At 58.7% G+C, this 21192-nt stretch carries 23 protein-coding genes and 1 pseudogene; 12 read left to right on the top strand and 12 right to left on the bottom strand.

Annotated elements, in window-relative coordinates; translation table 11 throughout:
* Positions 1-29 precede the first annotated feature (29 nt).
* From hcaB to ACA049_RS14820, 7 genes are all read right to left on the bottom strand, one after another.
* Positions 30-842: a 3-(cis-5,6-dihydroxycyclohexa-1,3-dien-1-yl)propanoate dehydrogenase gene (gene hcaB / locus ACA049_RS14850; protein WP_497336623.1), complete on the bottom strand. Its 813-nt coding sequence runs from the start codon at positions 840-842 to the stop codon at positions 30-32.
* Positions 843-852: 10 nt separating this feature from the next.
* On the bottom strand, positions 853-1383 hold the full coding sequence (locus tag ACA049_RS14845) for a 3-phenylpropionate/cinnamic acid dioxygenase subunit beta (RefSeq protein WP_497336621.1): 531 nt from the start codon (positions 1381-1383) through the stop codon (positions 853-855).
* A gap of 10 nt (positions 1384-1393) precedes the next feature.
* The gene (locus ACA049_RS14840) at positions 1394-2665 is read right to left on the bottom strand and encodes an aromatic ring-hydroxylating oxygenase subunit alpha (RefSeq protein WP_497336619.1); all 1272 of its coding nucleotides are present in this window, start codon (positions 2663-2665) and stop codon (positions 1394-1396) included.
* A gap of 131 nt (positions 2666-2796) precedes the next feature.
* Positions 2797-3138, bottom strand: a complete 342-nt coding sequence (locus tag ACA049_RS14835; RefSeq protein WP_497336617.1) for a non-heme iron oxygenase ferredoxin subunit — start codon at positions 3136-3138, stop codon at positions 2797-2799.
* Positions 3135-3989 carry a DODA-type extradiol aromatic ring-opening family dioxygenase gene (locus tag ACA049_RS14830; RefSeq protein ID WP_497336615.1) on the bottom strand — a complete coding sequence of 285 codons (855 nt, stop codon included), beginning with the start codon at positions 3987-3989 and terminating at the stop codon, positions 3135-3137. The genes ACA049_RS14835 and ACA049_RS14830 overlap by 4 nt, the downstream gene beginning before the upstream one ends.
* Positions 3990-3993: 4 nt before the next feature.
* Entirely contained in the window at positions 3994-4290 is a 297-nt protein-coding gene (locus ACA049_RS14825; protein WP_128607770.1) for an extradiol ring-cleavage dioxygenase, read from the bottom strand.
* A 6-nt stretch (positions 4291-4296) separates the two neighbouring features.
* Positions 4297-5112 (bottom strand): alpha/beta fold hydrolase, encoded by an 816-nt coding sequence (locus tag ACA049_RS14820; protein WP_497336613.1) that lies wholly within the window; start codon positions 5110-5112, stop codon positions 4297-4299.
* A gap of 329 nt (positions 5113-5441) precedes the next feature.
* Here ACA049_RS14820 and ACA049_RS14815 point away from each other — a divergent pair, with 329 nt between their 5' ends.
* Positions 5442-6017, top strand: a complete 576-nt coding sequence (locus tag ACA049_RS14815; RefSeq protein ID WP_223503034.1) for a TetR/AcrR family transcriptional regulator — start codon at positions 5442-5444, stop codon at positions 6015-6017.
* A 264-nt stretch (positions 6018-6281) separates the two neighbouring features.
* Here the strand turns inward: ACA049_RS14815 and ACA049_RS14810 are convergent, their stop codons facing one another.
* Positions 6282-7058: a DNA-binding transcriptional regulator gene (locus ACA049_RS14810; protein WP_223503036.1), complete on the bottom strand. Its 777-nt coding sequence runs from the start codon at positions 7056-7058 to the stop codon at positions 6282-6284.
* Positions 7059-7192: 134 nt separating this feature from the next.
* Here ACA049_RS14810 and ACA049_RS14805 point away from each other — a divergent pair, with 134 nt between their 5' ends.
* The 8 genes from ACA049_RS14805 (at position 7193) to ACA049_RS14770 (ending at position 16138) form a co-directional block, all read left to right on the top strand.
* Positions 7193-8851, top strand: coding sequence for a bifunctional 3-(3-hydroxy-phenyl)propionate/3-hydroxycinnamic acid hydroxylase (locus tag ACA049_RS14805; protein ID WP_497336610.1), 1659 nt, complete (start codon positions 7193-7195; stop codon positions 8849-8851).
* Position 8852: 1 nt separating this feature from the next.
* The gene (gene mhpB, locus ACA049_RS14800) at positions 8853-9806 is read left to right on the top strand and encodes a 3-carboxyethylcatechol 2,3-dioxygenase (protein ID WP_497336608.1); all 954 of its coding nucleotides are present in this window, start codon (positions 8853-8855) and stop codon (positions 9804-9806) included.
* A 17-nt stretch (positions 9807-9823) separates the two neighbouring features.
* Positions 9824-10693, top strand: coding sequence for an alpha/beta fold hydrolase (locus ACA049_RS14795; protein WP_497336606.1), 870 nt, complete (start codon positions 9824-9826; stop codon positions 10691-10693).
* A gap of 14 nt (positions 10694-10707) precedes the next feature.
* Positions 10708-11502, top strand: coding sequence for a 2-keto-4-pentenoate hydratase (gene mhpD / locus ACA049_RS14790; RefSeq protein WP_497336604.1), 795 nt, complete (start codon positions 10708-10710; stop codon positions 11500-11502).
* A 32-nt stretch (positions 11503-11534) separates the two neighbouring features.
* On the top strand, positions 11535-12470 hold the full coding sequence (locus tag ACA049_RS14785; protein WP_497336602.1) for an acetaldehyde dehydrogenase (acetylating): 936 nt from the start codon (positions 11535-11537) through the stop codon (positions 12468-12470).
* A 10-nt stretch (positions 12471-12480) separates the two neighbouring features.
* Positions 12481-13500: a 4-hydroxy-2-oxovalerate aldolase gene (gene dmpG, locus ACA049_RS14780; RefSeq protein ID WP_497336600.1), complete on the top strand. Its 1020-nt coding sequence runs from the start codon at positions 12481-12483 to the stop codon at positions 13498-13500.
* A gap of 85 nt (positions 13501-13585) precedes the next feature.
* Positions 13586-14794, top strand: coding sequence for a 3-(3-hydroxy-phenyl)propionate transporter MhpT (gene mhpT / locus ACA049_RS14775; protein WP_497336598.1), 1209 nt, complete (start codon positions 13586-13588; stop codon positions 14792-14794).
* Between the two features lie 72 nt (positions 14795-14866).
* Positions 14867-16138 carry an OprD family porin gene (locus tag ACA049_RS14770; protein ID WP_497336596.1) on the top strand — a complete coding sequence of 424 codons (1272 nt, stop codon included), beginning with the start codon at positions 14867-14869 and terminating at the stop codon, positions 16136-16138.
* Positions 16139-16198: 60 nt separating this feature from the next.
* Here the strand turns inward: ACA049_RS14770 and ACA049_RS14765 are convergent, their stop codons facing one another.
* Positions 16199-16381: a hypothetical protein gene (locus tag ACA049_RS14765; protein WP_497336594.1), complete on the bottom strand. Its 183-nt coding sequence runs from the start codon at positions 16379-16381 to the stop codon at positions 16199-16201.
* Between ACA049_RS14765 and ACA049_RS14760 the strand changes: the two genes are divergently transcribed.
* Entirely contained in the window at positions 16380-17753 is a 1374-nt protein-coding gene (locus ACA049_RS14760; RefSeq protein WP_497336592.1) for a transposase, read from the top strand. The genes ACA049_RS14765 and ACA049_RS14760 overlap by 2 nt on opposite strands.
* Positions 17754-17988: 235 nt before the next feature.
* Here ACA049_RS14760 and ACA049_RS14755 read toward each other — a convergent pair whose 3' ends face one another.
* Positions 17989-18207, bottom strand: a complete 219-nt coding sequence (locus ACA049_RS14755; protein ID WP_497336590.1) for a hypothetical protein — start codon at positions 18205-18207, stop codon at positions 17989-17991.
* A 233-nt stretch (positions 18208-18440) separates the two neighbouring features.
* On the opposite strand from ACA049_RS14755, the gene ACA049_RS14750 reads away from it, so the two are divergent.
* Entirely contained in the window at positions 18441-18773 is a 333-nt protein-coding gene (locus ACA049_RS14750) for a hypothetical protein (protein ID WP_348124443.1), read from the top strand.
* Between the two features lie 298 nt (positions 18774-19071).
* On the opposite strand, the gene ACA049_RS14745 is transcribed toward ACA049_RS14750, so the two are convergent.
* A complete protein-coding gene (locus tag ACA049_RS14745) occupies positions 19072-19767 on the bottom strand; it encodes a VIT1/CCC1 transporter family protein (RefSeq protein ID WP_497336588.1) in 696 nt (231 codons plus the stop codon).
* A 250-nt stretch (positions 19768-20017) separates the two neighbouring features.
* Complete coding sequence (locus tag ACA049_RS14740) at positions 20018-20386, bottom strand: histone-like nucleoid-structuring protein, MvaT/MvaU family (protein WP_497336586.1); 369 nt, start codon at positions 20384-20386, stop codon at positions 20018-20020.
* A 480-nt stretch (positions 20387-20866) separates the two neighbouring features.
* Here ACA049_RS14740 and ACA049_RS14735 point away from each other — a divergent pair.
* Positions 20867-21166 (top strand): annotated as a pseudogene (locus ACA049_RS14735) (hypothetical protein).
* Positions 21167-21192: the final 26 nt, after the last annotated feature.

Below are 21192 nucleotides of genomic sequence, written 5' to 3'. Positions count from 1 at the left end.
TTGTTATGGGTACAACTACAAGGCTGACTTCAGGCCTTTCTGTGGCTGGCCGCGCCCGGGCTGCGAACTTCCCAGCCACCATCGCTGTGGATGATGTTGGCGGTGGTCAACCCGGAGTTTTCACGGGAGGCCAACAGCACATAGTGGCCCGTGTGATCCTCCGGTTCTGCGATGCGCTGAAGCGGCACCGCCTGCGCGGCGCCTTGCTCGAAACCCGGGATCTGGTTGAGCGGAACACTTCGCGAATTAAGCCCATCGAGACTCTTCATGGGTGTATTGGTCGCCCCGGGAGCTACGCCATTCACGCGGATATCCGGAGCCAGTTCGTAGGCCAGCTGACGGATCATGCCGACCAGCGCATGTTTGGCGGTGACGTAGAGAATGCCGCCACCGCCGGCATAGAAAGCACTGTTGGAGAGGGTGAAAATCATGCTGCCGCGACTGGCGCGCAAGGCATCAGTACTGCATCGTGCGCCCAGCATGTAGCCCTGAACATTGATGGCGAACAAGCGCTGAAATGCACTTTCAAACTCTTCAGGGGCAATGCGGTCCAGGCGCGTGAAGTAGTCAAACACCGCCGCGTTGCCGACAAACGTGTCGAGCTTGCCGAACGCATTCAGTGTGGCCGCCACTGCGCGTTGATTGTCTTCATATTTCGAGACATCGCCCTGCACCGTGATGATGGCGTCGCCCAGTTCGCTGCGCAGTGCGCTCAGCTGTTCGTCGTCACGCGCCATGACGCACACCCGTGCGCCTTCGTTCACATAACGCCGAACGATGGCGCTACCGATGCCGCCCGTGCCGCCAGTGACCAATGCTGCTTGTCCTTCGAGCCAACCCATGTGCGTATCCTCAGAGGAAAGTGTTGATGTTCTTGCACAACAACATTGCGTTTGGAATCAGGATCTTGCGCTTCAGCAACTTCAGTCCGTCGGCTTCGCGGCGCAACACATCCTCACGGCGCCCGACCAATTGATGGGACTCGTCCAGACCACGGCTGCGGATGTTCATGAAGCAAGAGAACGCAATGAACTCGCCTTCCTGTTCACCGGCAAACACCTCGATATTGCTGATCAGGTGAACGTTGCGCGTCGGTGGATTTTCAGCCCAGGCCGACGGCTGCTTGAACCGTGCGACCCGACGCTGCAGATCGCGCATGCCGTCGTCGAAGAAGGCCATGTGTTCCAGCCTGTAGGGGCCAGACTTGTCTTCGCGTCGGCGGTTCTCGATACCGGGCATCCAATAGTGGATGGTCTCGCTGAGCGACTGCAGCCACTCATCCCAGGACTCGTTGTCGAGCAGGCGAGCCTCACGCAACAAAAAGGCCTCGACGGCGCGTTTGTCTTCGAATGCAACGGGTTGTTCCATTGGCAAAGCATTCATTTCGGTCCCCTCAACGCATCTTGCCGTTACGATCTGGTACGTCCGCCCAGGTGGGCGATTGCAACAGGTCTTTCCAGCGCTGATAGAACGCGCGCGAGTTGCATTCGTTGAGTTGCCCCTTGAAGACATTGCCAGGCAGTTCGCTGTTTTCGATGCGCGTATCCATGCCAAGGCCGACGTACAAATCCTGATAGCGCGTGACCATCCCGCGGCTGGTCTTGGTGCAGTACTCCCAGTTCTCGCCGTCGTCCATTTCGAATACGCCGGTCGGAGAGAAGGTCATCATCGCGCCACGGCGCCATTTGTCCTTGATGTCCTGTGGTGCATTTTTGTTGACGATGACCCAGGTAAACAGCTCTATCTTGTGGGGCCCTCGCGGTTGCCAGATGCGAACCGTGTTCTGCCCCGGCAAGAAAGAGAAGTTGGGGAACACGGTGAACGATGAAATCGAACCGATCAGCTTGGAGCGGAACTCGCCCAGACGCTCCGCCACTTTCGGGCGCAATACGTGCAGGTATTTGTTGATGTCTTTTTCGCCCAGGGTTGCAGCGTTGCCCACCACATCGGTGGCGAACTCGTAGCCGTGGCCATTCCAGTTCACTGAATACGATTCGGGAAGGTCGCCGACATTGGCCACCGGCCCGCCGAGCATGGCCTTGGCCGCGGAGTCGTGTGTCCAGCCACCGTGGAGAATGTCGCCGACGAAGTTTTCAGCCGCGACCTTCCAGTTGCATTCGATGGTTGAACGGATGCAACCACCGAGAAACTCACTGCCGCCCTCGTCCATGTCGAGCATGACATCCAGGTACCAGGTCATTGGCCCCAGGTACTCTTCAAGTGTCGGTGCATCGTCGGCAAAGGTGGCAAATACCAGGCCCTTGTAGGTCGCAACACGTGCTTCGCGCAGTCCATGTTTTGACTTGTCGAAATTGCTTTCCTCATAGCACTTGGATTCGTGCATACCCAGCAACCGGCCGCCATCGGCACCGAATGACCAGCCGTGGTAGTTGCAGATAAAACCACGCGCATTACCCGCCTCGGCGAAACAGATCTTGTTGCCACGGTGTGGGCAGGCATTGAGGAATACCTTGAGCGATGCGTCCTTCTGGCGTACCACCAGGACCTCGTCCTCGCCCATGCTGGTGGCGAGATAGTCACCCGACTTCGGCAACTGCGATTCATGGGCGACGAACAGCCAGCAACGCGCGAAAATCTTCTCGAGTTCTTGTTCGTAGATGGCCTGATCCCAGAACACCTTGCCGGACAAGCGGCCTTCCTCCATGTCGCATACCCGGTCAAGGTTGGGCAGGCTGGGTGTAGGCTCAATGGTTCTGAGTGGTATGTGTTTGCAGTTATCCATTGTTCTGGACTCACAAGGAATACGGGTGGAAAGACAGGCCTTCGTGCCGGGCGTCAGGCGTCAGCCAGTGCGGCATCGCTGGCATGTTCGAGGTCGGCGAAAACCTCTTTGTCGGTAACGATGATCCGGTACGTGCGAAGGTGCTTTTCACAGGGGAAGGTCACTGCTTCGCCCGTCCGGATATCAAACTGCCCCCAATGCACCGGGCAGGTGATCAGGTGGTCTTCCAGATCGCCTTCTGCCAGGGAAGCCGTGGCGTGTGTGCACATGTCAGAGGTGGCATAGAACGTGCCGCCCAGGTTGTACACACAGATATCTTCTGCAGCGCCATGGCTGACTTTTTTCAACTCACCTGGCGACAGTTCATCGCGCTGGCACAGCAATACTCGGCTCATGACTTTTCCTCACCAGCAAACAGTTGCAAGAAACCCAACCCGGTGACCCAGGCAGGCACGGCTTCATAGGCGATGACTTCACCGGCCGGATTGGCGACGGCAGCCATGGCGCAGGCGAAATTGCGGATTTCCATGGCGCCATTGCCGGCGCGGCGCAAAATCTCTTCATCCGAATAGGCGCATAGCGCTTGCAGATCGCCGTTGACGCCGTGAGCAAGAATCTCTCGGTCGAAGTCCTCGGCCACCCGGCCCATTTCCGCCGTGCCTACCCAGTGGCTGATGCCGCCGCTACCGATAATGACGACGCGCTCGTCAGCATCGAACGACTCCACCGCCGCACGGATCTGGCGACCCAGGTCGGCAGCTCGCTTGAGCGAAATGTATGGGTCCACGCCACAGGCCAGGTACACAGGAATAGTCGGCAACTCTCGACCGAGAATCTGCTCAGCCGGCTTGACCGTCAGCTGATGTGGAATCGAGAACGAGTGATCCACGGTGAAGCTGCGCGCCACTGTCCAGTCGATGCCCTGCCCTTCGCCATGCGAGACGATATGACCGGCCAGTTGTTCCTGGTTGCGCACCACACCTCGTTCCAGCCCCGGCAACCGATCCAGTGGACCATCGACATCACCGGTACCGATGACATAGCGCGGCAGGCACTGGGTGCCGAACAGGATGTAATGATCGCAGCCGACGATGATCACCGAGGTCGGCGCCAACTGCGCCAGGCGCTGGGCACATTGCTCGTATGCATCCCAGACCGCATCACCTTGGGCCTGCGGCGGCGCGTTGGGGGCGACGAACATGACCGGGTCATGCGGCATCCAGAAACCACCTACTATCTTGCCCATTGGATCACCCCTTGAGTGCGGCGGAGAAAGCCGCGCGTTGTTCGTCGGTTGCACCCAGGCGCTGCTTGTACAGCGACATGCTTCGCTGAGGTGCCAACTCCTGCCAGAAGCCCATGGTCAACATCGGATTGACCCCGACCGCTTGCAGAGCGGCGACATCGAAACCCACGACCATTTCAACTTCTTCTTCACTCAATGCGAAACGCCCGAGAAAGCCTTTGGGGTCTTCGCGAAAACGCTCTTTGGAGGCGCGATCAACTGAGAGTTGCCACAGCGCTCGCTCCAGTAGATTTCGGCTCATGTCGGATCACTCGCTCAGGAAGTCGCGAACCAGCGCCACGAAGCGACGCGGTTGCTCGCTTTGCACCCAGTGGCCGCAACGGCCGAACAGATGCAAATCGGCATTCGGTACGCTATTGGCGATCAGCATTCCGCAGGAGGGCGGCACCACGCGATCTTCACGGCCATGCACGACCAGGGTCGGCGCGATGATCTTGGCCAATGCCGCGGCAGGGAAACCCTTGACCAGCGTTTCGCCCTCGGCGGCTGGCTTGGGAATGAGCTTGCGCAAGGCTTCCTGGGAACCGGCGCGGGCACTGGCTTCGTAACGCGCCTTGACCAGCTCGGGCGTGATCAAGGCCTCGTCGTATGGGAACAGCGCCATCAGCCGCTGCATGTTTTCCAGGGATGGTTCGTACTCCCATGCACCGCGTAGCCCCGGCGTCTGCACGAATTCACCGGCAGGCGTTCCCAACAGGACCAGCTTGTCGACCCGCTCCGGGGCGAACACCGCCAGGCCAATGGCGACCGCGCCGCCAAAGGAATTGCCGACGAAAGAGGCCTTGGCAATATCCAGCGCATCCATGATGCCGACCAGGTGGTTGACCCACAATTTGATGTCGTACTTGGCCTCTTCCTGGAACTCGGTGAAACCGAAACCGGCAATGTCCGGCACGATGACCCGCCATTTGTCAGAGAAGGCCGACATGCTCCGGGACCAGTTGGTCCAGCCCGAAACGCCAGGACCGGAGCCATGGAGCAGAAACAGAGCATCGCCCTGACCTGCTTCGTGATAGTTGGTCTTGTGTCCTGCTGCCAGCAGGGTTTTTCCAATACCGCCCATAAGGCCTCCGGTTGTTTTTATTTATGAAGATACAGATGTGTATCTGTATGCTAGAGAGGAAACCCGGGCACGTCAACACGCAAAATACAGACATGTATGTCAGTATTGGGCGCAGAATCAGGTGCTAGAGCGGGAAAATGATTTTCCTGATAGGATACATAACTGTATCTTTATGATGAACGGTCAGCCGGATACAAAAAGAACTGTTCAATACACCTGTGAATTGCGGCTGCCTGGAAAGCCGCCAGGCGTTAGAATGTTTTTCCTTGCCCGAGGCGCCCTACCCGCCCCCGGCACTCATCCAGTTGGTTGGACAAGGCCCTAGCACAATGTCAACACGCACCAGTCTCACTCGAGAAGATTGGATTCATGCCGCACAGCATGTCCTGGTTACCAGCGGCGTAGACGCCGTTCGGGTCGACACTTTGGCCAAGGAGTTGAAGATCACCCGTGGCAGCTTTTACTACCACTTCAAAAGCCGTGGTGAATTACTCGAAGGCATTCTGGGCAACTGGCGGTCCCGTGCGACCGAGGATGTCATCCTTCAACTGCGTACCGCGCACACTTCACCGCTCCAGCAATTGCAACGCTTGCTAGAGCTGCCCTCCCACGGCCAGACCGCTCGCGAAGCCGCCGCCATTGAATTGGGGATACGCGCCTGGGCACGCCGGGACGATAAAGCCCGGCAAGCCATCGACGAAGTCGACCGCTATCGCCTGAACTATATCGAGGGCCTTCTGATACAAGCTGACGTGACGCAGAGCGAAGCCTGCGATCGCGCTTATCTGATCTATGCCTATCAAATCAGCTTGTCATTGCTGCACAGCGAAGACACTGCGCAAGACCGCAAGGATCGCAGCGCTCGCATGGCACGCATTCTGATTCCTGAATTACTACCTGCGTGACATGGACAGCGGTGGCCCCACACACATTCAGGCACTAATAGGCGCTCCCCCCTGAAACCCAGGGAAGAATGAACCCTGCAAATACCTCTCGCGCGCCGTACAGAACAGACGTTGCGGCCGGACTACCAAGTCAGCACCGGCGAACATGTGATGAGGAATTATCGACAGGCAGGCAAGGCCCCGGATAGGCGCTGGTGGCGAACGGGCTTTTCAGCAAAACCGCAAAACAGAACCCTGTGAGTTGACTGTCAGACGCAGGCGACATCAACCCAATTGAACCTGGATCTGTTTCACTACGCCCTGCATCGCGGGCAGATAACGGCGCGCAGCTTCCTCAATGGGCATCGCCTTGGCGATGTAGACCAGATTCAGGCAGCCCATCACCCGCTCCTCGTGCATGACCGGGATCGCAATGGCGGCGATCTTGCGCTCCTTGCCCCAGTGTGAATTGTTTTCGCCATACCCCTTGGCCAAGGTGTGTTCCACCAGTCGCTCGACAAAACGACGGTCGGCGGCCAGCGGTGATTGTTCATCTTCGCGGCCGATCATCAATTCGATCAGCTCTTCCCGCTCGGCGGGTGGGCAGAACGCAAAGTATGCACGTCCGGTCGCGGTCATCAGCAACGGCAGGCGCCGGCCAACCATGGATCGGTGAAACGACAGGCGGCTGAAGCGATGGGTGGTCTCGCGAATGACCATGGCATCGCCGTCCAGCGTGCACAGGTCGGTCGGCCAGATGACTTCCTGCAACAACTCGCCGAGCAAGGGGGCGGCGATGGAGGAAATCCATTGTTCATCGCGAAAACCTTCACTGAGTTCGCGAACTTTCAGCGTCAATCGATAGCTGTCATCCGACTCGCTACGCCGTACATAACCTTCAGCCTGCAAGGTCTCCAACAGCCTGCGCACGGTGGTGCGGTGCAGCCCGCTCTGCTCCGCCAGTTGCGCGGTGCTGGCGCCGCCGTCGAAGCGGTTCAAGCCGTTGATCAGTGCAAGACCTCGCATCAGGCCACGCACGGCTTTGTATTCGGTCTCGCTCATGGTTTGCTCCTTTATTGTTGTAAATCAATCATGTGCACTCAGTGCACACTAACAAGGGTTGTCGTTGTCGACCAGCCTTGTGATTTCCATACTGCGCCCAACAAGAAATCCAAAAGCGCTGTACGGAGATGACCATGAGTTCTGCACCCACTCCATCCACATTGGACCTGACCACCGACGTCGCCATCGTTGGTGCCGGACCTGTCGGCTTGATGATCGCCAATTACCTGGGCCAATGTGGTGTGAACGTCACCTTGGTGGAAAAGCTCGACAGCCTGATCGACTACCCCCGCGCCATCGGTCTGGACGACGAAAGCCTGCGTACTTTCCAGGCCGTCGGCCTGGCCGACAACGTGCTGCCGCACACCACTCCCTGGCACGCCATGCGCTTCCTGACCCCCAGGGGTCGCTGCTTTGCCGATATACAGCCCAAGACCGATGAGTTCGGATGGTCGCGCCGCAACGCCTTCATCCAGCCCTTGGCCGACCGCGTACTGTTCGAAGGCCTGCAGCGCTTTGACAACGTCAAGGTGCTGTTCGGCCGTGAGCTCGAAGGCTTCGAACACAATGACAGCGGCGTAGTGCTGAACCTCAAGGATCAGAACGGTCGCGGTGAGCGCCTTCAGGCCCGTTATCTGATTGGTTGCGACGGTGGCAACAGTCTGGTGCGACGCAGTCTGAACATCAGTTTCGAGGGTAAGACCGCGCCTAATCAGTGGATCGTTGTCGACATCGCCAACGACCCGCTGAGCACGCCCCATGTTTACCTGTGCTGCGACCCGGTGCGCCCTTACGTTTCAGCCGCCCTGCCCCACGCTGTTCGCCGTTTCGAATTCATGGTCATGCCTGGCGAGACCGAAGCCGAACTGAGCAAACCCGAGAACATGCGCAAGCTGCTGGCCAAGGTGCTGCCAAATCCGGATCGCATCGAATTGATCCGCAGCCGCGTCTATACCCACAACGCTCGCCTGGCCGGTCGGTTCCGTGAGGGCCGGGTGCTGCTGGCCGGCGATGCCGCGCACATCATGCCGGTATGGCAGGGACAGGGTTACAACAGCGGCATGCGCGACGCCTCCAACTTGGCCTGGAAACTGTCACTGGTGATCAAAGGCCTGGCCGCCGACAGCCTGCTCGACAGCTATGAACAGGAACGCCGTGACCACGCCAAGGCGATGATCGACCTTTCGGTGCTGGCCGGCCACGTGCTGGCACCGCCAAAACGCTGGCAAGGCACCTTGCGTGATGGTTTGTCGTGGCTGCTCAACTATGTGCCGCCCGTCAAACGCTACTTCGTGGAAATGCGCTTCAAGCCGATGCCGCAATACACCGAGGGCGCCTTGATCGTACCCGGCGAAAAAGGCTCACCCGTGGGCAAGATGTTCATTCAGCCCCGGGTACTGACCGAAGCTGGCGAAACCGTGTTGCTGGATGAGGTGATCGGCGAGAACTTCGCGATTATCGCCTGGGGCTGCGACCCGACCTGGGGCCTGACGCCTGCACAGATCGATCAATGGCAAGCACTAGGCACGCGTTTTATCCAGGTACTGCCGGACGTCCAACTCAAAGCCGCCAGTGACGTCAGCCAAGGGGTGATCCGCATCGGTGACAGCACCGGCCGCCTCAAGGAATGGTTCGCCCGCGGTTCGGCCTCGATTGCCCTGGTGCGTCCGGATCGCTTCCTTGCCGGCCTGGCCATTCCGCAAACCGTCGGCCAGGCCTGTGATGAATTGGCCCTGGCCATCAAGGCCCTGCCGCAACCCGAAGTGGCGATCCCCGCCAGCAAGGTGGCCTGACATGAGCGCTTATCTGCATTGCCTATCCCATACGCCGTTGGTGGGCTACGTCGATCCGACGCCCGACGTGCTGGCCGAGGTCGAGGGCATGATCGCTGATGCCCGTGAGCGCATCGCCCGCTTCGAGCCGGAGCTGATCGTGCTCTTCGGCCCCGACCACTACAACGGCTTTTTCTACGACGTGATGCCGGCCTTCTGCATCGGCATGGCCGCCCATGCCATCGGTGATTTCGACACCGCCGCCGGCCCCTTGGACGTGCCCAAAACGCTGGCCGAATCCTGCGCCCAGGCGGTCCTGGATGCCGGTGTCGACGCTGCCGTTTCCTATCGCATGCAGGTCGACCACGCGTTCGCCCAACCGCTGGAGCTGTTGCTGGGCGGTTTAAGGGAATGCCCGGTGATTCCGGTGTTCATCAATTCGGTCGCCGTGCCGTTGCCCGGCTTCAAGCGTGCTCGCCTGCTCGGTGAAGCGATCGGCCAGTGGGCGCAGTCGCTGAACAAGCGCGTGCTGTTCCTGGCTTCCGGGGGACTGTCCCATCAACCTCCGGTGCCGGAACTGGCCAAGGTCGATGCGCGTATGGCCGATCGACTGATGGGCAGCGGTCGCCAATTGCCGGCTGATGAGCGACAGGCGCGCCAGGAGCGCGTGATCCAGGCCGCCCGGGATTTCGTTGAAGACCAACGCAGTCTGCATCCGCTTAATCCCACGTGGGATCAGCAGTTTCTCGACACCCTGGAACAGGGTCGCCTGAGCGACCTCGATGCCCTGGGCAATGACGAACTGTCGTCACTGGCCGGCAAGTCCACTCACGAAGTGAAAACCTGGGTCGCCGCCTTCGCGGCCCTTTGCGCCTTCGGCCCTTATCAGACCGAAGGGCGCTACTACCGTCCGATTCCCGAATGGATCGCAGGCTTCGCCGCCCTTGGCGCCCAGCCGCTGAACAACAACCACTGAATCTGAGGAACACTGCCATGACTGCCACTGCGCCAGCTTTCACCGAAGCCTCTACCAGCCGTTTTGTCGACATCAGCGAAGGCGAGTTGAAGCTGCGACTGCATTACAACGACGTGGGTCAGGGAGCCGAAACCGTGGTCATGCTCCACGGTTCCGGACCCGGTGCCAGCGGTTGGGCCAATTTCCATCGCAACATCGAACCGTTGGTTACCGCCGGTTTCCGCGTGATCCTGATGGATTGCCCGGGCTGGAGCAAAAGTGACCCGATTGTTTGCGACAGCTCGCGCTCAGACCTCAACGCCCGTGCCCTCAAGGGGCTGGTTGATGCGCTGGATCTGGACCGTGTGCACATCATCGGCAACTCCATGGGCGCCCACAGCACCGTAGCCTTCGCCCTCGCCTACCCTGAGCGCATCGGCAAACTGATACTGATGGGCGGCGGCACCGGCGGCCCAAGCGCCTTCGTGCCGCAACCTACCGAAGGCATCAAGCTGATCGGCGCGCTGTACCGCGAACCGACCATTGAAAACCTGAAGAAGATGATGAACGTCTTCGTCTTCGACGCCAGCAGTCTGACCGAAGAGTTATTCCAGACCCGCCTGGACAACATCCTGGCGCGCCGCGATCACCTGGAAAATTTCGTCAAGAGCAGCACCCTCAATCCCAAGCAATTCCCGGACTTCAGCCACCGCCTGCACGAAATCACCGCCCAGACGCTGCTCGTCTGGGGCCGCGAAGATCGCTTCGTGCCCATGGACACCGGCCTGCGCCTGCTGGCCGGCCTACCCCAGGCACAACTGCATGTGTTCAATCGCTGCGGCCACTGGGCCCAGTGGGAACACGCCGAGACCTTCAACCGCATGGTCCTGGACTTCCTGACCCACTGATCACCGAGGCTGACATGAACCCTATTCAAGACACCCTGGAACAGCTCGCCGCCGACCTGCGTCAGGCCGAAGCCCGCAACGAAGCCATTGCGCCCCTGCGCGAGCAGATCGGCGAAGACAACGCCGAGGCCGCTTACACCATCCAGCGGCTCAACGTCGCCCACGGCGTGGCCAGCGGCCGACGTGTAGTCGGGCGCAAGATCGGCCTGACCAATCCCAAGGTGCAGGCGCAGTTGGGCGTCGACCAGCCGGACTTCGGCACCCTGTTCGCCGACATGTGCTACGGCGACAACGAAAGCGTGCCCGTAGATCGTGTGCTGCAACCGAAGATCGAGGCGGAAATAGCCTTGATCCTCGACCGCGATCTGCCCCGCGCCGACACCACGTTCGCCGATGTGATGGCGGCCACCGGCTGGGTCGTCCCGGCACTGGAAATCGTTGGTAGCCGGGTGCAGAACTGGAACATCCGCTTCGTCGATACCGTGGCTGACAACGCCTCCAGTGGCTGCTTTGTATTGGGTGGCCCGGCTCGACGTATCGATGGGCTCGACCTGCGCCAGGCCAGCATGCGCATGACCCGCAATGGCGAAGAAGTGTCCAGCGGCAGTGGCGCCGAATGCCTCGGTCATCCACTCAATGCGGCCGTGTGGCTGGCCTGCACCATGGCTCGCCTGGGTGATCCGCTGCGGGCGGGCGACATCATTCTCACCGGCGCACTCGGTCCGATGGTGCCGGTCGCTGCCGGTGATCGTTTCGAGGCCGAGATCGAAGGCCTTGGCCGGGTTGGTGTGGACTTCACTGCCGAGTGATCGGCGATTTGCGTGCAAATGAGGCATCAACAATGAACAAACTCAAAGTCGCCATCATCGGTTCCGGCAACATCGGCACCGACCTGATGATCAAGATCCTGCGCAACGCCAAACACCTGGAAATGGCCGTCATGGTCGGCATCGACCCGGCCTCCGATGGCCTGGCCCGTGCCCAGCGCATGGGCGTGGCCACCACCCACGAAGGCGTTGAAGGCCTGACTCGCCTGGACGCGTTCAAGGACATCGACTTCGTGTTCGATGCCACCTCGGCCGGTGCCCACGTCAAGAACGACGCCTTCCTGCGCTCGATCAAACCCGGCATCCGCTTGATCGACCTGACCCCGGCAGCCATCGGTCCATATTGCGTGCCGGTGGTCAACCTGGAGCAGAACCTCAACCAGCTCAACGTCAACATGGTCACTTGTGGCGGCCAGGCAACCATCCCGATGGTCGCGGCCGTGTCGCGCGTGGCCAAGGTGCACTACGCCGAAATCGTCGCCTCGATTGCCAGCAAATCTGCTGGCCCTGGCACTCGTGCCAACATCGACGAGTTCACCGAAACCACCTCCAAAGCCATCGAAGTGATCGGCGGCGCAGCCAAGGGTAAGGCGATCATTGTGATGAACCCGGCCGAGCCACCACTGATGATGCGCGATACGGTGTTTGTGCTGTCCGAGGCGGCCGATCAGGCCCAAATCGAAGCGTCCATCCTGGAGATGGCGACCGCTGTGCAGGCCTACGTGCCCGGCTATCGTCTCAAGCAATGGGTGCAGTTCGACGTCATTCCCGAAGAGGCGCCGCTGCACATTCCGGGCCTGGGCACGTTCTCCGGGCTCAAGACCTCGGTGTTCCTCGAAGTCGAAGGCGCCGCCCATTACCTGCCGGCTTACGCCGGCAATCTCGACATCATGACCTCCGCTGCCTTGGCCACCGCCGAGCGTATGGCGCAGTCGATGCTGAACGCCTGAGGAGACTGACATGACTTTTAATCCTGGCAAAAAACTCTATATCTCCGACGTGACCCTGCGCGATGGCAGCCACGCAATTCGCCACCAATATTCGATCCAGAATGTGCAGGACATCGCCCGCGCCCTGGACAAGGCCAAGGTCGACTCGATTGAGGTCGCCCATGGTGACGGCCTGCAAGGCTCGAGCTTCAACTACGGCTTCGCGGCGCACACCGATCTGGAATGGATCGAAGCGGCGGCCGATGTCATCAGCCACGCCAAAATCAACACGTTGCTGCTGCCCGGTATCGGCACGGTGCATGACCTGAAAGCGGCCTACAACGCCGGGGCCCGGGTGGTGCGCATCGCCACCCATTGCACCGAAGCCGACGTCTCGAAACAGCACATCGAATACGCTCGCGAGCTGGGTATGGATACCGTCGGTTTCCTGATGATGAGCCACATGATCCCGGCCGAGCAGTTGGCCGCTCAGGCGAAGTTGATGGAAAGCTACGGGGCCACCTGCGTGTACATGGCCGACTCCGGTGGCGCGATGAACATGCAGGACATCCGCGACCGTTTCCGCGCGTTCAAAGCCGTGCTCAAGCCGGAAACCGAAACCGGCATGCACGCGCACCACAACCTGAGCCTGGGCGTGGCCAACTCGATCACCGCGGTCGAGGAAGGCTGCGACCGCATCGACGCCAGCCTTGCCGGCATGGGCGCCGGGGCCGGCAATGCCCCGCTGGAAGTGTTCATCGCCGCCGCCGAACGCCTGGGCTGGAACCACGGGACCGACCTGTACACGCTGATGGACGCCGCTGACGACATCGTGCGTCCGTTGCAGGACCGGCCGGTGCGGGTCGACCGCGAAACCCTGGCGCTGGGTTATGCCGGGGTTTACTCGAGCTTCCTGCGCCACGCCGAAATCGCCGCTACCAAGTACGGCCTCAAGACCCTCGACATCCTCGTCGAGCTGGGCAAGCGCCGGATGGTCGGTGGTCAGGAAGACATGATCGTCGACGTGGCGCTGGATCTGCTCAAACGCTGAACCGTGCATCACCCCCGGCTGGTCGCCCACGCAGCGGCCGGACGGGTTTGCTTTGCCCACTACAAAAATAAAACGGGTATTCCATATGACATCGCTAAACGTGATAACACCGTTACACATGGCGCGGACCATCGGTCTGTGTTTCCTCGTCGCCCTGATGGAAGGCCTGGACCTGCAAGCCTCGGGGATCGCCGCCCAAGGTATGGCGGCGGCTTTCCAACTGGATAAATTACACATGGGCTGGGTCTTCAGCGCCGGCATTTTCGGCTTGCTGCCCGGTGCCTTCCTAGGCGGCTTGCTGGCTGATCGTATCGGTCGCAAACGCGTGCTGATGGTGTCGGTAGCCCTGTTCGGGCTGTTCTCGCTGGTCACCGCCATGGCTTGGGACTTCAACAGCCTGTTGGTTGCCCGCTGCCTCACGGGCGTGGGCCTGGGCGCCGCGCTGCCTAACCTGATCGCCCTGAGCAGTGAAGTGGCGAGCCCGCGCCTGCGTGGCACAGCCGTTAGCCTGATGTATTGCGGCGTGCCGTTGGGTGCTGCGCTCGCAGCTACTATTGGCATCGCCGATCTGGCCGGTGGCTGGCAAGTGGTGTTCTATGTCGGCGGAGTGGTGCCGCTGTTGATTGTGCCGCTGTTGGCACTTTATCTGCCCGAGTCGGCACAGTTTCTCCAGCGCGGCCAGAACGTCGCTCCGGTCGGCGTGGTCCGGGGCCTGTTTCGTGAGGGCGCGGCAGTGCCGACCGCGATGATCTGGGTCAGCTACTTCTTCACGCTCATGGTGGTCTACATCCTGATCAATTGGCTGCCCAGCCTGTTGATCGGCCAGGGCTTCAGCGGTACCCAGGCCAGCTGGGTGATGCTGGCGCTGCAAATTGGCGCAGCGTCCGGCACCTTGCTGCTGGGCTGGGTCATGGACCGCTTGCCGGCCTGGGCGCTGTCGGCGCTGATCTATCTCGGCATTCTTGCTTCTCTGACCGCCCTGGGTCTGGCCAGTCAGCTGCAGAGCATGCTGGTGGCCGGGTTCGTTGCCGGCTTTTTCGCCACGGGCGGGCAATGCGTGCTGTATGCCCTGGCACCGCATTTCTATCGTCCGTCCGTGCGTGCGACAGGTGTCGGCTGCGCGGTCGCCATCGGCCGATTGGGCGCCATGAGCGGCCCGTTGGTGGCCGGCAAGATGCTCGCCTTGGGCACCGGCACCACCGGGGTGATGTTGGCCTCGGCACCGGGGATTGTCATAGCGGCGCTGGCGATGTTTTACCTGTCAGTGCGGCGCAACGGCTCGCAAGCCGACTGACTTTCTACCCGTTACACCCCGCGTCGCTATGGGCGCGGGCTTATTCCAACAACAATAAAAGTGAACACTGCCATGCTCAGGAATTCTCTTGGGGCGCTTAGCGCCTGCGCCTGCGTTTTATCCCTTGGTCAGGCTTGCGCCAGCGGCTTTGTCGACGACAGCCACGCCGATCTGGTGATGCGCAACTATTACTTTGACCGCAATTACGTGAATGCCACGCCTCAGGCCGCCGCCCGCGAATGGGCGCAGGGCTTCATTCTCAATGTGCGTTCCGGTTTTACGGAAGGGCCGGTGGGGTTCGGCCTTGATGCTCAAGGTTTGCTGGGTGTGCGCCTGGATTCCTCACGCGCTCGCACCGGTACCGGCCTGCTACCGTTTAGCGGCACCACCCGTGAGCCGGCCGATGAATATTCGGAGCTGGGCCTGACGGCCAAAGTCAGGGCGTCGAAAAGCGAGCTGCAATTGGGCACCATCAGCACGTTCCTTCCGATCGCTTTCGCCAGCCCTACTCGCCTGCTGCCACAGACGTTTCGCGGCGCGTACCTCAAGTCCCAGGAAGTCGACAAGCTGACCCTGCACGTCGGCTGGCTCGACCGCATCAACCTACGTGACTCCACCGACTACCAGAAAATGTCGGTGGCCTCGCCCAACGGGCGCTTCAAGGGTGCGGCTGAGTCCGACCGCTTTTCATTCCTCGGAGGCGACTACGCCTGGTCACCGCAACTGACGCTGAAGTACTACCACGCAGAACTCGCGGACCTGTACCGCAAGGACTTCTATGGCTTTGTCGACAATCGGCCGATGGGCCCCGGCAGCCTGAAAAGCGACTTCCGCCTGTTTGTCACGGGTGAGGACGGCGCGGCCAAAGCAGGCACAGTGGACAACCGCAACGCCGCCCTGATGCTGACGTACAGCCTGGGAGCCCACAAATTCGGCGCCGGCTACATGCAACTGAGCGGCAAGACAGGCATGCCGTACCTGTTCGGCACCGAGCCGTTGGTGATCACCGAGGGCTCCCTGAGCTCCGACTTTCTGAATCCCAAGGAGCGCAGCTGGCAGGTGCGCTATGACTACAACTTTGTCGCCCTGGGTCTGCCCGGACTCAATGGCGTGCTGCGCTACGTTAGCGGCGATAATATCGAGTTGCCCAAGTTGGGCGGCAGCAACCTGAAAGAAAGCGAAAAGGACATCGAACTGAACTATGTGCTTCAGGGCACGCCTCTCAAAGGCCTGGCCCTGCGGGTGCGCAACGCCTGGTACCGCAACGACTTCAGCGCCCAGGCCAGCCATCGGGATGACAATGAGCTGCGGGTGAATGTCGATTACACATGGAAGTTATGGTGAGTTCCCGCCGGTTCCCGGGTGAGGCGCCAATACTTGCATCACGAAGATGCGCGTACACCGTCACTGGATCAAGCCGCCTCCATAGGCCAGATTCATGGTTTGCAGGTAGCGCCAAGCGCTTGCTACAGGTCGATTTCGGCTCGTCGTGACCGGCAGAAATCGGCCGATTCTGTTGAAAAAGTAGCTCTCCTGTCTGGCCTGCGGCAAAATCTCTGCATTGGCCAGCAGGGAAGCACGCAGCATGATGGGACAGTTATCGAGTGGGCAGGAGCGGCTGTTTTACTCGTTCAACCTTGAAGATCACATTCCAGCCAATCACCTTCTGCGCAGCATTGATCAATGTCTCGATCTGAGCAACCTGCGCCATTACCTCGCCGATTTCTATAGCCCGATTGGGCGTCCGTCGATTGATCCCGAACTGATGATCCGCATGCTGATCGTCGGCTATTGCTACGGCATTCGCTCAGAGCGGCGGTTGTGCGAAGAGGCCCATTTGAACCTGGCGTATCGCTGGTTCTGCCGGTTGAGCCTTGAAGACGAAATCCCCAACCACTCGACCTTTTCCAAAAATCGACACGGCCGTTTTCGGGACAGTGATCTGTTTCGCTGGTTGTTCAATGAAGTGCTGCGTCGCTGCATGGACGCCGGTCTGGTCAAGGGCGAAGGCTTTGCCGTGGACGCCAGCATCATCAAAGCGGATGCGAGTCGGCAGCGCGGCGTACCGGGAGATGAACCGGTCAACTGGAGCGATCCATCCCTGAGCACCCGCGCCGTGCGTGAGTACCTTGAGGGGCTCGATGAAGAGGCTCTGGCCGAAACGCTACCAAAGCGCCTGTCGCTGACGGATCCTCAAGCCCGCTGGACCGCTGCTTCAGGCGGCCCAGCTTTCTACGCTTACTCCACGAATTATCTGATCGATACCGAGCACGGCGTGATCATGGATGTGGAACCCACACCGGCTCATCGAACCGCAGAAGTCGAGAGCACCAAGACGATGATCGATCGGGTCGAAGCGCAGTTCGACATCAAGCCGGAACGCCTCATTGGCGACACCGCTTACGGTACCGCGCCGATGCTGGCCTGGATGGTGGAGGAAAAAGACATCGAGCCACATGTGCCGGTGTGGGACAAAACCGAGCGCAAGAACGACAGTTTTTCGAGCAACGATTTCCACTGGAATGAAGAGGCTGAGGAATACCGCTGCCCGGCCGGCAACCCATTGCGCAGCGAATGGCGAGCCTTCAAGAATGAGCGTTCGCACGTCACCAAAGCCAACACCATCATCTTCCGATCCAGACAGACCGACTGCGCGACGTGTCCGATGAAAGCCAAGTGCTGCCCGAACACTGCGTTTCGCAAGATCGCCCGCAGCGTCCATGAAGCCGCTCGGGATGTGGCTCGGCGCATTGCAGCAACGCCGGCGTATCAGCGCTCTCGCCACGAACGTAAAAAGGTCGAAATGTTGTTTGCCCACCTCAAGCGCATCCTGAAATTGGATCGCTTGCGACTACGTGGCATGAGTGGCGCGACTGATGAATTCACGCTGGCCGCTGCGGTGCAAAACCTGCGACGGCTGGCCAAGTTTTCATCGCAAGGGCCACCAGTCACGGGATAGGTGCGCCTGCACCAAGCAAAAAACCTCAAACTAACCCAATAACAGAGCCGAAAAGGTCAACGAAGGGCCGAAAAACCACTCAATGTAGTGAGTAGGTTCTCCAGTGGTGGTCGTGCCTGAGTTCAGGCGATCTGAAAATCCGACTTTTTCAACAGAATCGTCCCATAGCCGCCAGTCAATGTGTCTACAAAATCGGGGGCCATTCAAATCAGAGGGCAGTCTTGCGCTGAGTAATTTATGACTCGCGTATGCTCAAAATGGAATCTGTGATGGCTTGAGCATTAGTGTCCAGCGTTTCCATGGCCGACATCGCATCAGCGGCGACACTGCCTACCCCATTTTCTGAGAGCCAATTGGTTATTTCTTCTATAGCTGCACTTAAGGCGTGCTGGTTGTGGAGGAGCAATGTCAGAGCGTCCGCCGTGGCGATCTTGCAGTCTGAGTAATCTGGCATGGCGGTCGTCCTTGAGGAATGATGCCGGAAGCCTAGCTCATCTCGTCTTTGGCTGAGACTCGCCGACAGCTGACCGCCATGATAGGCGGCAGATGGACAGATGCTGACGCTCGCCGGTATCTGCTCTGCAGGCCTTTGTCACTTCAGGTCAGACCCAACGACGCTTTACTACAGAGTCCGGCCTTCCTGATAGAATCGATCAGGTTATAGATAACACCCTTCTGAGAAATGGTATGAATACGGAATTGATGGAAGATGAGATGCGCCGGGCGCTTTTCGGTGATTCTGAGCCCTCTGCGCCGGCAATTAACTCAGACGTGCAGGACACAGTCCCGGATGTTGTGATCGTCCAACCGGTGAAGGCAGCGAAGAAAAAGGCAGTCTCAAAAGGCTTCACCCCTAGATTGAGAGTTACGCTCCGTGTGGGAAACGAATTTGAAGGCGAGATGCACGAGATGGTGCATGAGGCCGATACGCTGAGCTCCCTAGTTGCAGAACAAGAAGCTACAAAGACGGCCAGAAAAAAATTCAGGTTTGTGGAAGTAGTCTCGGTCAAATCGATGTAAGTGGGGACTCTCATTTTTCGCCCGCTGGGCATTAAGCCGCATTCACTTACCGCGGGTCACCCAACAGATTCGTGTCGATTGAAGCCTCAAATATTAGGGGCTTTAGTCGTATCCCGGACTGGATTTAACACCCTCACTCCATCCCACTCTCAATGTTTAACTGGTCGCTAACCCCAAGCCACATATCTCAGGGCAGCGCTGCTTTTCTCTTGCGTTCAAATATATAAACCCTGTTCCATCCTTGTATAAAGGCCCACTCTCACCATCAAGAATTTAATTCTGGAACCCGCTCCGGGTTTTATACTGTGGTTCCCAACAGGGTACCGACTCCTGCTGCCACCGCCATCGAAAGCGCACTCCAAAAAGTCACACGTAAAACCCCATTTTTAATATTCGCCCCGCCGACCTTGGCCGCCAAGCCGCCAAGGATAGCAAGGAAGACCAACGACGCGACGACGATGACTGGGATGAGATGTTCTTGTGGAACTACTACGACCACGAGTAATGGTAGTGCCGCACCTACGGCAAAGCTTAGCGCAGATGCAAGAGCAGCCTGTAATGGCTTTGCACTCATCGCATCGGTGATTCCCAACTCATCTCGGGCATGCGCCCCCAAGGCGTCGTGATCCATTAGTTTAGTCGCGACTTCTTTTGCAAGCGGCACCTCAAGTCCTCGCTCAACATAAATCCCTGTCAGTTCACGATTCTCGCCCTTCGGATTTTCCTGAATCTGAATTCGCTCCGCCTCTAGGGCAGCCGCTTCCGTGTCGGCTTGGGACTGCACGGAAACGTACTCTCCGGTAGCCATCGACATAGCACCGGCGACGAGAGCAGAGACACCCGCTATAAGGATGCTGTTGTGAGTTGCGTGAGAGGCGGCTACGCCCAGAATCAGACTTGAAGTTGAAACGATTCCGTCATTGGCCCCCAATACGGCAGCGCGCAGCCAACCAATATTGTCTATTGAGTGTTTCTCTTTATGATGCGCTGCCATTCTGGAATTCTCCGTGTGAAAAATTGCATTAGGTCAGGTCACTCCGGCGTCATGAGCACCGTGAAATTCATGTTGATGAACGGAGATCCAATCACCGGTAATGACTGAATCAACCGATTAAATTTCAGAAAGATGCTTTACGCTGCCAGCATATCCCAGAACATATCGATCACGGCAAAAAGCCATTACGATAGTACATCGTGTTTAACAAAAAAGGCCCTCGAAGGGCCCTTTTGTACTCAAACCAAATTCATTTGGTCAGCCAGGACTCGACAGTATCGGAGCCGTATTCCGCTTTCCATTCTTTCAAAGTTTTGTGATTGCCGCCTTTGGTTTCCACGACTTCGCCGGTGTGTGGGTTTTTGTAGACCTTCACTTGGCGTGGCTTACGGCTGCCAGTTTTGGACTCGACAGCTGGAGCACGACGGCGGCCAGATTGTGGATCAAGCAAGTTGATCACGTTCGGTAGGCTGTAGCCGTACTCGGCGAGCAAAGCGCGCAGCTTTGTTTCAAATTCAATTTCTTTCTTCAGGCCAGCATCGCCCTTCAAGGCTTCAAGAGCCTCAAGTTGCTCGGCGAGGTGTTTTTCCAACTGACGAAATTCTGCAAGCTTAGACATGGGCAATCTCTATGTAATTAGTCTCCTAACAGTACACCAAAACAGCGATGTGCATGAAGTGGCGACAAGAGAATGTTTGAATAATCGCGAATAGGGAGCATTAGTGCGATGGCGCCACCTCTGAGACTGACTCGCGGAACGGAGCTGGGAGCGAGGTGTCATTTGTATTATGACACATCAGTGACGCAATCCTGTTGAGATAGAGAGGTGGTTTTCATGAACAATATTATCTACATCGTCGGGGCAGTTGTGATCGTCCTCGTTATTCTTTCGTTTGTCGGTCTTGTATAGCCTTAGCTGCTAAGCACATCACTGAATCATCTGTTTGGCGCTAACAGCCTTTGAAGTGCCAAGGCGAATACCCGAAGATGCCTCTGTCAGACGCCCCAAGCGCTGCCACCTGAGAACCGTTCTGGTGGCGCCATTTGCGGTCTAGTACGAGCCAAGCCACGGCAATTGGAAAAACAAGGCGTTCCCGACATGTATCCGACCACACCTGACGGTCGCTACTTTGTAGTCAAAGGGCAGCTGTGGCTATGCACCAACCCATCGCTGAGTGAGGATGTTCGACAGCGGCGTCGATGAGCTGATGGCAGCTCGACGTGAGGAAAGGCAGCTAAGGCTTCCGGCGATCATGGGCAATTGTCGTCGGCGAGGGCAAAGGTTCAAAAGGCCAAGGTGGAGCTAGGTGAGCGCGGGCCTGTTTGGTGGGACGATGGCAGTCCTGATTTAAATAGATATCAGGTCGCCAATAAACCCTATGCCGACTGGTACCTCTAATTGAGTGCCGCAAACTCCAGTACACC

Source organism: Pseudomonas sp. LBUM1662 (genome assembly GCF_059695915.1).
The sequence above is the reverse complement of the archived record's forward strand: the minus strand, read 5'-3'. Positions and strand labels throughout refer to the sequence as shown.